General features: G+C 69.6%; 13 protein-coding genes. 10 read left to right on the forward strand and 3 right to left on the reverse strand.

Going from position 1 to position 11,069, the window contains the following annotated elements; translation table 11 throughout:
- From AC0HS0_RS02565 to ilvA, 6 genes are all read left to right on the forward strand, one after another.
- Nucleotides 1-421 (forward strand): ABC transporter permease subunit (locus AC0HS0_RS02565; protein WP_472961447.1); only part of this gene is annotated, 421 nt, incomplete at its 5' end.
- Entirely contained in the window at nucleotides 418-1,269 is an 852-nt protein-coding gene (locus AC0HS0_RS02570; RefSeq protein ID WP_472961449.1) for an ABC transporter permease, read from the forward strand. The genes AC0HS0_RS02565 and AC0HS0_RS02570, both read left to right, overlap by 4 nt.
- Entirely contained in the window at nucleotides 1,266-2,330 is a 1,065-nt protein-coding gene (locus AC0HS0_RS02575; protein ID WP_472961450.1) for an ABC transporter ATP-binding protein, read from the forward strand. The genes AC0HS0_RS02570 and AC0HS0_RS02575 overlap by 4 nt, the downstream gene beginning before the upstream one ends.
- 78 nt (nucleotides 2,331-2,408) lie before the next feature.
- Complete coding sequence (locus tag AC0HS0_RS02580; RefSeq protein WP_472961452.1) at nucleotides 2,409-2,996, forward strand: hypothetical protein; 588 nt, start codon at nucleotides 2,409-2,411, stop codon at nucleotides 2,994-2,996.
- A 45-nt stretch (nucleotides 2,997-3,041) separates the two neighbouring features.
- Nucleotides 3,042-4,262: an AI-2E family transporter gene (locus AC0HS0_RS02585; protein ID WP_472961454.1), complete on the forward strand. Its 1,221-nt coding sequence runs from the start codon at nucleotides 3,042-3,044 to the stop codon at nucleotides 4,260-4,262.
- A gap of 55 nt (nucleotides 4,263-4,317) precedes the next feature.
- A complete protein-coding gene (gene ilvA / locus AC0HS0_RS02590; protein ID WP_472961456.1) occupies nucleotides 4,318-5,583 on the forward strand; it encodes a threonine ammonia-lyase in 1,266 nt (421 codons plus the stop codon).
- A gap of 94 nt (nucleotides 5,584-5,677) precedes the next feature.
- Here the strand turns inward: ilvA and greA are convergent, their stop codons facing one another.
- Both greA and AC0HS0_RS02600 read right to left on the reverse strand, forming a co-directional pair.
- The gene (gene greA / locus AC0HS0_RS02595) at nucleotides 5,678-6,169 is read right to left on the reverse strand and encodes a transcription elongation factor GreA (protein ID WP_472961458.1); all 492 of its coding nucleotides are present in this window, start codon (nucleotides 6,167-6,169) and stop codon (nucleotides 5,678-5,680) included.
- Nucleotides 6,170-6,293: 124 nt separating this feature from the next.
- The gene (locus AC0HS0_RS02600) at nucleotides 6,294-6,725 is read right to left on the reverse strand and encodes a DUF4307 domain-containing protein (RefSeq protein ID WP_472961460.1); all 432 of its coding nucleotides are present in this window, start codon (nucleotides 6,723-6,725) and stop codon (nucleotides 6,294-6,296) included.
- A 136-nt stretch (nucleotides 6,726-6,861) separates the two neighbouring features.
- On the opposite strand from AC0HS0_RS02600, the gene AC0HS0_RS02605 reads away from it, so the two are divergent.
- Entirely contained in the window at nucleotides 6,862-7,131 is a 270-nt protein-coding gene (locus AC0HS0_RS02605; RefSeq protein WP_472961461.1) for a hypothetical protein, read from the forward strand.
- 12 nt (nucleotides 7,132-7,143) lie between these two features.
- Here AC0HS0_RS02605 and trhA read toward each other — a convergent pair whose 3' ends face one another.
- A complete protein-coding gene (trhA, locus tag AC0HS0_RS02610) occupies nucleotides 7,144-7,947 on the reverse strand; it encodes a PAQR family membrane homeostasis protein TrhA (protein ID WP_472961462.1) in 804 nt (267 codons plus the stop codon).
- A gap of 72 nt (nucleotides 7,948-8,019) precedes the next feature.
- Between trhA and AC0HS0_RS02615 the strand changes: the two genes are divergently transcribed.
- From AC0HS0_RS02615 to AC0HS0_RS02625, 3 genes are all read left to right on the forward strand, one after another.
- On the forward strand, nucleotides 8,020-8,814 hold the full coding sequence (locus AC0HS0_RS02615; protein ID WP_472961463.1) for an isoprenyl transferase: 795 nt from the start codon (nucleotides 8,020-8,022) through the stop codon (nucleotides 8,812-8,814).
- Nucleotides 8,815-8,938: 124 nt separating this feature from the next.
- Nucleotides 8,939-10,057 carry an aminotransferase class V-fold PLP-dependent enzyme gene (locus AC0HS0_RS02620; RefSeq protein ID WP_472961465.1) on the forward strand — a complete coding sequence of 373 codons (1,119 nt, stop codon included), beginning with the start codon at nucleotides 8,939-8,941 and terminating at the stop codon, nucleotides 10,055-10,057.
- Nucleotides 10,058-10,267: 210 nt separating this feature from the next.
- Nucleotides 10,268-11,069: PIN domain-containing protein (locus tag AC0HS0_RS02625; RefSeq protein WP_472961466.1), on the forward strand; the 802-nt coding region annotated here is incomplete at its 3' end.

The following is an 11,069-nucleotide window of genomic DNA, read 5'->3' on the forward strand; positions in this document are numbered from 1 at the left end:
ATACACCGTGCCCGGCCTGATCCTCCCGTACCTGTACTTCCAGATCCCGCTCATGGTCATCACGTTCCTGCCGGCGTTGGAGGGCCTCCGCCCGCAGTGGCTGGAGGCGACGGCCACTCTCGGCGGCACCCGCTGGACCTATTGGACCCGCGTCGGCGGCCCGATCCTGCTGCCCTCGTTCCTCGGCAGCCTCCTGCTGCTGTTCGCCAACGCGTTCTCGTCGTACGCGACCGCGGCCGCGCTGGTCGGCCAGGCGAACAACATCGTCTCGCTGCAGATCCGTCAGGCGCTGATCTCGGAGACCGTGCTCGGCCGCGCCAATCTGGCCGGTGCGATGGCGCTCGGGATGCTCGTGGTCATGGTCGTGGTGATGCTGGCCTACTCGGCCCTCGTGCGCCGCACCGCGAGGTGGCAGCGATGAGCGGGCAGACGCAGCTGCGACTCGGCCCCGGACCGGTCGTGCGCACCGTCATCTGGGTGGTGCTCGGCGCGTTCTTCCTGATCCCGCTGCTCTCGATGCTGGAGTTCACCCTCCGCACGGCCAAGCCGGGCGTTTACAGCTTCGACCGGTGGATCGCCGTGTTCGGCGGCGGCACGACGCGGTACGACCGCGTGTACCAGGGGCTCGGCAACTCGCTCGTGCTCGCGGTCGTCACGGTGGCGATCGTGCTGCTCGTGCTGCTGCCGACGATCGTGCTGGTCGAGCTGCGGTTCGCCAAGCTGCGCCGGCTGCTGGAGGCCGTGTGCCTGCTGCCGATCATGATCCCCGCCATCGTGATGGTCGTCGGCCTCGCCCCGACCTACGCCGTGGTCACGCAGATCTTCGGCTCCGGCGCCTGGACGCTCGCGTTCGCCTACGGGATCACGGTGCTGCCGTACGCCTACCGAGCGATCCAGAGCAACGTCGCAGCCGTCGACATGATCACGCTCAGCGAGGCGGCGCGCTCGCTCGGCGCCGGCTGGGGGACCGTCTTCTGGCGCGTGCTGGTGCCGAACCTGCGTCGCGGCATCCTCGCCGCCTCCGCGCTCTCGATCGCGGTGGTGCTCGGCGAGTTCACCATCGCCTCCCTGCTCAGCCGCGTGAACCTGCAGACCTCGCTGCTGCTGGTCTCGCAGTCCGACCCGTTCGTCGCGGTCATCTTCGCCCTGCTGGCGTTGGTGTTCGCCTTCGTCCTCCTCGTGGTCGTCGACCGCGTCGTCAGCGCGCGCCGCCGCACGCGCGACCGCCGCGTCCCGCGCGACCGCGGCCTCCCGAAAGGCATTTCATGACCGTCCTCGCCGAATCCTCCGTCGCCGCCTCCCGCGTCGGCTCCACCGTCGAGCTCGACGGGCTCGTCCGCGACTTCGGCGGGGGCGCCGGGCTCGCCGGGTTCTCGCTGCAGGCGGAGCCGGGGGAGTTCATCGCGCTGCTCGGCCCCTCCGGGTGCGGCAAGACGACGGCGCTACGCGCGCTGGCCGGGCTGGAGCGCGTCGACTCCGGAAGCATCCACATCGACGGCCGCGATGTCACCGACGAGCCGACGAACCGGCGCGACCTCGGGATGGTGTTCCAGTCCTACTCGCTGTTCCCGCACCTGACGTCGGGGCAGAACGTCGAGTTCGGGCTGCGGATGCGCAAAGTGGGCGCCGGCGAGCGCCGTCGCCGCGCGGCCGAGGCGCTCGGACTGGTCGGCCTCGACCACCACGCCGACCGGTACGCGCACCAGCTGTCCGGTGGCCAGCAGCAGCGCGTCGCGCTGGCGCGGGCCCTGGTGACCGAGCCCCGCGTGCTGCTGCTCGACGAGCCGCTGTCGGCGCTCGACGCGAAGGTCCGGGTGCAGTTGCGCGAGGAGATCCGCCGCATCCAGACCGAGCTCGGTATCACGACCTTCTTCGTCACCCACGACCAGGAGGAGGCGCTCGCCGTCGCGGACCGTGTGGCCGTCATGCGCGCGGGCGCGATCGAGCAGATCGGCACTCCGGAGGAGCTCTATCACCGGCCGGCGACGGCGTTCGTCGCCGAGTTCGTCGGCCTCACGAACCGCGTTCCCGGCACCGTCTCCGGCGGAGTCCTCCAGGTGCTCGGCCAGACCGTCCCGCTCACTGCTCGCGCTGCCGACGGCCCGGTGACGGCGTATGTGCGTCCGGAGGACGTGCTGCTCGCGCCGGAGGGCCTGCCGGCGGAGGTGCTCACCACGAGCTTCCTCGGCGCGCTGCGGCGCACTCGCGTTCGCCTGGCAGACGGTTCCGAGCTGGCCGTCCAGCACGGCGCCCGGGACATGCCCGCACCGGGCGAGCGCGTGAACGTCGCGCTGTCCGGCACGCCGGTCACGGTCGCACCAGCCTCCTGAACCAGCCGGTGCTGCGGCCCTCGATGATCCGTGGAGGCACGGTCGCGCCCTCGGGTACGCGCTAGTAGAGTAATCCTCATGTCTGGCATCGTCCCGGGGGCGGACGCCGAAGTATCGGACGCCATCGACCCCTCATCCTTCGTGAAGACCCTCTCGCCGAGTGACGTGGTCACTCGGATCCGTCCGGGCGACATCCTGCACTGGCCGCCCTTCATCTTCCCCATCGACATCATCAGCCCGACCCACACCGTGGGCAAAGGCCGCACGAACCTGACGCTGATCGCGTCCGACATCATGCAGACCGACACCTCGGGGACGCCGTACGCGTCGTTCACCTTCCGGCAGGTGCCCTCCGGAGGCCCGGGCGTCTCCGTGCACTTCGACCCCGGAGCCTACGGGGCCACGGCGACGGCGAGCTACGTCGTCTCGTTCCTCATCTCCACCAGTGGACCGGTGTCGCTCTCGGTCAACGGCTACGCCGGCCCCGGCAGCGTCACGGGAACCGGCGTCAAGACGGTGAACGGCAATGTGTCGGTCGTGGTCGGGCTGCAGAACGTCCCGCCGGGGCAGCCCACCTACGCCTCGATCCAGCAGACGTCCTCCGGGCCGTCGTGGCAGTGGTTCAACACCTGGATCGAGCATCCACCTCTCGTGTTCGAACCCTGAACAGATCCTCAGGAACCACGCGGTAGCGCCCCTAGACTGACGGGCATGGCAGAGAGCGACGCCCCGGCACCGCAAGAATCCAGCCCGTCGGTCAGGGCGCGCTTCCTGAGACGCCGCCGCGATCCCGGGGCGCCGACCGATCCGGTCGCCGAGTCGTTGCCGCGCGGCGTGCGGCTCGCGAGCGCTTGGTCGTGGCGACTGCTGGTCATCGGCGCGGTCATCGCCGTCGCGATCTTCCTGATCGTCCAACTGCGGCTCATCGTCATCCCGGTGCTCATCGCGGTGCTCCTCGCCGCTCTGCTCGTGCCGTTCAAAGACTTCCTCGTCAGGCACCGCTGGCCGTCGTGGCTGGCTATCGTCACCACCCTGGTCCTGCTGATCGTGGTCGTCGGCGGGCTCCTCTACCTCGCCATCTGGCAGGTCACCCGGCAGAGCCACGAGCTGCAGGTCCAGTCGGTGACGGCTTTCGAGCAGTTCCGCGACTGGCTCACCACCGGCCCGCTGGGCCTCACAGCGGCGCAGATCGACAGTGCGTTCCAATCGCTCTGGACGTCGCTCCAGCAAGACAGCCAGGTCTACATCTCGGGCGCGCTCTCCGTCGGCTCCACGCTGGGCCACGTGCTCACGGGCGCCCTGCTGACCCTGTTCAGCGTGCTGTTCATCCTCATCGACGGGCGCAGCATCTGGGGCTGGATCGTGCGGATCTTCCCGAAGAACGCCCGCAGCGCCGTCGACGGCGCCGGCCGGGCCGGCTGGACGACGCTGCGCAACTTCGCCAAAGTGCAGGTGCTCGTCGCCTCCATCGACGCCCTCGGCATCGGCCTCGGCGCTTTCTTCCTCGGCCTCCCGCTGGTCATCCCGATCGCGGTGCTGGTGTTCCTCGGATCGTTCATCCCGATCGTCGGCGCGGTCATCACCGGTGCCCTCGCGGTCTTCATCGCCCTCGTCTTCAAGGGTTGGGTCTTCGCGCTGATCATGCTCGGGATCGTGCTGCTGGTGCAGCAGATCGAGGGGCACGTTCTGCAGCCGCTCATCATGGGCACCGCCGTCAAGGTGCACCCTCTCGCGGTCGTGCTCGCCGTCGCCGCCGGGTCGCTGCTCGCCGGCATCCCCGGCGCGCTGTTCGCGGTCCCCTTCGTCGCGGTGCTCAACGTGATGGTGCATTACGTCTCCTCCGGCGCCTGGAAGGACGAGCCGCCGGAGGTCATGGCCGCCCCGGCCGGAGCGATCTGGGAGGTCGTCCCTCGACCGCCGCGCCGACCGTAGAAGCAGCGCGGAGCGCATACATCCGGCGGTATATGACCGCGAGTAGGCTGTGCGAGTGGACACCGCGACCGAATCGACGCGCACACCGTTCGCCGGCCCCAGCCTCGACGAGATCGAGGCGGCCCGCGCGATCGTGAGCGTGGTCGCGCAGCCGACTCCCATCGAGACCTCCCGGTATCTGACCGACGTGATCGGCTCCCCGGTCATCCTCAAGTGCGAGAACCTCCAGCGCACGGGCTCCTACAAGATCCGCGGGGCGTACCACCGGCTCTCGAAGCTGACCGCCGAGGAGCGCGAGCGCGGCGTCGTCGCGGCGTCCGCCGGCAACCACGCGCAGGGCGTCGCGTTCGCCGCGCGCGAGCTCGGCATCCAGGCCACGATCTTCATGCCGGTCGGTGTCGCGATCCCCAAGTTCCAGGCCACCCGGGCCTACGGCGCCGACGTGGTGCTCAGCGGCAGCATCGTCGACGAGACGCTGCGCGCGGCCGCCGACTTCGCGGCCGAGACCGGTGCGGTGCTCATCCCACCGTTCGACCACCCGGACGTGATCGCGGGGCAGGGCACGCTGGGTCTCGAGATCCTCGACGAGGTGCCCGACGTCTCGACGATCGTGGTTCCCATCGGCGGTGGCGGTCTCATCTCGGGTGTCGCGAGCGCCGTCAAGCAGCGCGCGGCGCTCGAGGGCCGGACCATCCGGGTGATCGGGGTGCAGGCTGCCAATGCCGCCGCCTACCCCGCCTCGCTGGAGGCCGGGGAGCCGACCGAGATCGGGCTCGTCGCGACGATCGCCGACGGCATCGCCGTGAGCAAGCCCGGCATCCTCAATTTCGAGATCGTGCGCGATGCGGTCGATGCAGTCGTCACCGTCACCGAGGACGACATCGCCCGCGCCCTCCTCGTGCTGCTGGAGCGGGCCAAGCTCGTCGTCGAGCCGGCGGGTGCGGCGGGCGTGGCGGCGATCCTCGCCGGTCTGGTGCCGGCGGGCGAGCCGGGCTCGGTCGTGGCCATCCTCTCGGGCGGCAACATCGACCCGCTCCTGATGCAGCGCGTCATCGCGCACGGCCTGGCGGCCTCCGACCGTTATCTGCGGCTCACGATCATGCTGCCGGACCGCCCGGGTCAGCTCGCTCGCATCGCCGAGATCCTCGCCGGCGTCAACGCCAACGTCGTGGAGGTGCTGCACACGCGGCACGGCAACGGCCTGCAGCTCAGCCAGGTCGAGCTCGACGTCTCGGTCGAGACCCGCGGCACGGAGCACCGGCAGCAGGTCATCCACGTGCTGCGTCAGGCCGGTTACGACCCCGTCCTCGAAGAGGACTAGCCCGACACCCCATAAACGCTGGCCGCCGAGTCCGCAGATCGTCTGCGTACTCGGCGGTTTTCGGCTGGTCCGGGCGTACTTGCCGGCTCGCGGGTTACTGGCCGGTGTAGGTCTCGACTTTGGTGACCTCGACGGCGATCTGGCGGCCGTTCGGGGCGGTGTACTCGGTCTTGTCGCCGACCTTCAGCCCGAGGATCGCGGAGCCGAGCGGGCTCTGCTCGCTGTAGACGGGGAGGTCGGTGCCGGCCGCGATCTCGCGGTTGCCGATCAGGAAGACGCTCTCGTCGCCGGCGATGGTCGCGGTGATGACCGTCCCGGGTTCCACGACGCCGTGGCTCTCGGGCGCGGCACCGACGGTCGCGCTGCGCAGCAGGTTCGTGAGCTGCACGATGCGGGCCTCGATCTTGCCCTGCTCGTCCTTGGCGGCGTGATAGCCGCCGTTCTCTTTGAGGTCGCCCTCCTCGCGGGCCGCCTCGATGCGCTTCGCGATCTCGTTACGGCCGTTCACGCTGAGCTCCTCGAGTTCGGCCGAGAGACGGTCGTACGCGTCCTGGGTCAGAAACGTGACCTGAGACTCCTGGGACATGGTGAACTCCTTCGCGCCTGCGGTGTGTACCGCTTCGGCTGATTCCCGGCCGGAGCCGGTCGTAGTGCAGTGCCGGTGGGTAAAGTAGACGCCCCGGCCTCGGCCGGGGCGTATCCAGAGAATGTTAGGTCAGCCAGCAGGTGTTAATCAAACCCGTGTTGCTCTGCGCGATGGTCCGGATCGTCTCCGTGTGCGTCGACACCCGGGCGTCGGAGGCGGGGTAGCTCACGATGCGCCAGCCCACGATCGCGTAGTCGTCGTTGAGCGCCTGCAGCGCGCAGGTGACCGCGGTTCCCGGCTGGGTGTTGATGGTGAACGTGATCTCGACGTGGTGCGCGTCGGGGATGGTGTACGCGGTGTCCGTGGCCTCCAGGTCGGCCTGGTTGTTGTCCCAGCCGGCCCAGAACACCCAGGCGGTCACGACGGCGACGACGGCGAGTGCACCGCCGGCCAGCAGCCAGCGGTCGCGGCGGCGCCGGCCCGAGGTGCGTCCGTAGCGGGACTGGAGGGTGGGCGACTCGGGGGCGGCTGACGGCGTCGGGGTATCGCGTGCCATCGCTTCGCGGTCCGCCTCTCGGTGCGTGTTCAGGCCCGCCGTCGGAGCGACGGTAGGCTGAGACAAGACTAGGAGACGAAGCTGTGAATCGTGCTTCGCACCCTGCTGGCCTCCCGACTCTGAAAGCGACTATTTCATGCCTGAGCTGCTGCTCAAGGCCGGCGTCTGGCTGGCCGCGACGCCGACCCCCACGCCGACGTCCGGCCCCAACGAAGACCAGGTGACGCCGGGCGTCGTGGGCTTCATCGTCACGTTCCTGATCGCTGTGGCCGCCGTGCTCCTCGTCATCGACATGACGCGCCGCATCCGCCGCGTGCGCTACCGGGCCGAGATCGCCGAGAAACTGGACGCGGAGCAGTCCGCCCGGTCCGACGACGACGAGCAGGGGCCGTCCGCGACCTCCTGACGCCCGGCGCCCTCAGCCGTTGTAGGCGGGATGCAGGGCGATCAGCAGCGTCGCCGTCCAGTGGCAGAGGAACGCCAGGACGGTGAGAGTGTGGAAGATCTCATGGAACCCGAACACCCCGGGGAAGGGGTTCGGCCGCTTGATGCCGTAGATCACGGCGCCGATCGTGTAGAAGACGCCGCCGACGCACACCAGCACCATCATCGCGACGTTGGCGTTCACCAGATCGACGATGTACATCATCGCCGCCCAGCCGAGCAGCAGGTAGATCGGCACGTAGAGCCAGCGTGGAGCGGTGATCCAGAACACCCGGAAGCCGATGCCGAGCAGTGCGCCTCCCCAGACGATGCTGAGCAGCAGGACGCCCTTCTGGGGCGGGAGGGCCAGCACGGCGAGCGGCGTGTACGTGCCGGCGATCAGCAGGAAGATGTTGGCGTGGTCGATGCGCTTGAGCACGACCTTCGTGCGCGGCTTCCAGTTGAAGCGGTGGTACAGCGCCGAGTTGCCGAACAGCAGCATCGACGTGAGCATGAACACGGCCGACGCCCACTTGGCCGCCGCGCCCTCCGCAAGGCAGATGAGCACGATCCCGGCCGCGATGGTGACGGGGAAGGTGCCGGCATGGATCCAGCCCCGCCAGGTCGGCTTGATCTCGGCGGGGTTCGCGGGGGAGGCGTCGAGCAGCGGGATGTTCGGCAGGAGCGGGCCGCGCGCGTCGTCCTGCTTGACGGCGGCGTCGGCGGGCGGGAGGTCGGCGACGGGCTCGGCGAGGAGCTCGGCGACATCCTCGGGCTCGGGGGCGTTACGCGGCGTCATGGAGCAAGAGTAGGGGAGGCGGGTGGTCGGATGCTGGGAGACGTCGCCCGCGCGCCGCGCTAACGTAGCTGCGTGAGCAGACGGAGTTCCGAGAAGGCCAACGGGCTGCTCTACGGGCTGTACCAGAAGCGGCTGCGACGGTATCTCTCCGGACTCGGCCCGGAGTCGCTGCCGCGGCACGTCGCGATGATCATCGACGGCAACCGGCGCTGGGCCCGGCAGGCGGGACTCACGACGGTCGCGCACGGGCATCGGGCGGGCGCGGCCAAGATGCGCGAGTTCCTGGAGTGGTGCGACGACCTCGGCATCGAGGTGGTCACGCTCTACCTGCTGTCGTCGGACAACCTGACCAACCGCGACAGCTCCGAGCTCACCGACCTGATCGAGATCATCGCCCAGCTGGCGGAGGACCTCTCCCGCAACCGCGACTGGCGCATCAAGCACGTGGGCTCGACAGCGGGCCTCCCCGAGCGGCTGGTGCAGGCGCTCGCCGACGCCGAGAAGCGCACAGACGGCCGCACGGGCATGCACGTGAACCTGGCGGTCGGCTACGGAGGCCGCAAAGAGATCACCGACGCGATGCGCAGCATCGTCGCAGCGCATCACGCCGAGGGCGGCAGCCTGGAGACACTGGCCGACCTTCTCACCCCGGATCTCATCGGCGCGCACCTGTACACCGGTGGCCAGCCCGACCCCGACCTGGTCATCCGCACCTCCGGCGAGCAGCGGCTGAGCGACTTCATGCTGTGGCAGAGCGCGCACAGCGAGTTCTACTTCGTGGAGGCCCTGGGCCCCGACCTGCGCCAGGTCGACTTCCTGCGCGCGATGCGCGACTACTCGCGCCGGCAGCGTCGCTACGGCTCCTGACACGGCGGGCGACGCGTCGCGGACAACCCTCCGCGCAGGTGATCCTCGGCGTGAACGGCCGACCGGGTCGCCACCGATTCGTCGTGACCGTCGTGCACCCGGCAGGATGGTCGCGGAGGTCAGGATGACGACGATCGAGGAGTTCGCCGCCGGATTCGGCGAGGAGCCCGGATATCTGGACTACGGGCGCGTGGGACCGCTGTCGACGGCGGTGCGCGCCGAGCTGCTCGGGCAGTACGAGGTGCTGTCCAAGGCGCGTTTCGGCACCATCGAGCGCATGCACGCCGAGAACGAGCGGGTGCGCGAGGCCGTCTCCGCTCTCACCGGATTCCCCAGCGGGCAGATCGCGTTCCAGCCCAACGCCTCCACCGGGCTGATGCACGCCGCGTTCGGTCTGACCGGCGGGGAGGTGCTGCTGTCGGCCGCGGAGTTCCCGAGCGTGACGTACGCGGCCGTCCGCGCGGCGCAGGCGATGCACGTCGTGACGCCGGTCTGGCTCGAGACCGACCACGGCCGCGTCACGCCGGCACAGATCCGGGAGCAGATCACCGACTCCACCACCGCGGTGATGGTGAGCCTGGTGGACTCGCGCACCGGCTACCTCACCGACATCGACGGGATCCGGCAGGTGATCGGCGACCGCCTCCTCCTCGTCGACGCGATTCAGGGCTTCGGCGTCGTCGACGCGCCGTACGAGGTCGCCGACGTCGTGGTCTCCGGGGGCCAGAAGTGGACGCGTGCGGGCTGGGGAACCGGATTCATCGCGCTCAGCGAGCGCGCGATCGAGCACCTGACGCCCGTCTTCAGCGGGTGGGTGGGCACCGGGGCCGGCGAGTTGTGGGACGAGGTCGTCGACCCGGCCCGGGACGCATCCGCCTTCACGGTGTCGAACGCCGACCCGGTGGCGGAGGCGCGTCTCGCGGCGTCGCTCGAGGAGATCGCAGCGGTCGGGGTCTCGGCGATCTCCGCCGCGATCTCCGACCTCGCCGAGCAGGTCATCGACCTCGCCGACGAATTCGCGGTGCCGGTCGCCTCGTCGCGCAACGCCGCCGAGCGCGCGGGCATCGTCGTGCTCGAGCCGCGGCCGGAACAGCTCACGGTGCTCGCGGCCTCCCTGTTCAACCACGGCGTCTCGGCCAAGGTCCGCGCCACCAGCGCCCGCATCAGCGTGCACGCCGGAACGACGGAGGAGACGCTCGACATGCTGCGCGCCGCGCTGACCTCGTACGCCTCGGCGGCCTGATCCCGCGCCTCCCACAACTGGGGGTGAAGTTCAGCTGAACGAACCACGACACGCGGTCGTGGGAGCCTCCGGTGTCATCCGTGCGGCGTACTTTCGACTCATCGGGCACGGCGCCCGATCGAGACGGCCACATAAGTTCGTTTCGGAACCCACTGGCCGGCTCGCCAAATAATCCGCCGGCTCCTGCGGAAGCGGAGCGGCGGGGTGGGAGTGGTCGTGGCTGAATCAGGAACCCGGCAGTTCGAGTCGGCATCGAACGGCATCCGTCAGAGCGAGCGCACTTATGTGCTCGACACGTCGGTGCTGCTGTCCGACCCCAAGGCGATCTTCCGGTTCGCCGAGCACGCTGTCGTCATCCCTGTCGTCGTCGTGAGCGAGCTGGAGGGCAAGCGGAACGATCCCGAGATCGGATACTTCGCGCGGCAGGCGCTGCGCAACCTGGACGACCTGCGCGTTCAGCACGAACGGCTCGACTTCCCGATTCCGGTCGGTGACGGCGGCTCGCTGCGCGTGGAGCTCAACCACTCGAACATGTCGGTGCTGCCGAGCGGAATGCAGCTCGGTGACAACGACTCCCGCATCCTCGCGGTCGCGATGAACCTCGCGAACGACGGGCTGGCCGTGACGGTCGTCTCCAAAGACCTCCCGATGCGCGTCAAGGCGTCCTCGATCGGCCTCGCCGCCGAGGAGTACCGGCACGAGCAGGTCGTCGACAGCGGGTGGACGGGGCTCGCCGAGATCTCGCTCGGGAGCGATCAGATGAACGCCCTCTACGACGAAGAGTGGATGCGCACTCCACTCGTCGACGGCCTCCCGGTGAACACCGGCCTCATCGTGCATTCCGACCGCGGATCTGCGCTCGGACGGGTGGTCGGCGCCGGCGAGGTGAAGCTCGTCCGCGGCGACCGCGACGTGTTCGGCCTGCACGGCCGCAGCGCGGAGCAGCGGCTGGCCATCGACCTCCTGCTCGACCCGGAGGTGGGGATCCTGTCGCTCGGAGGGCGGGCAGGCA

Source organism: Leifsonia sp. PARNA 1/14, assembly GCF_055720965.1.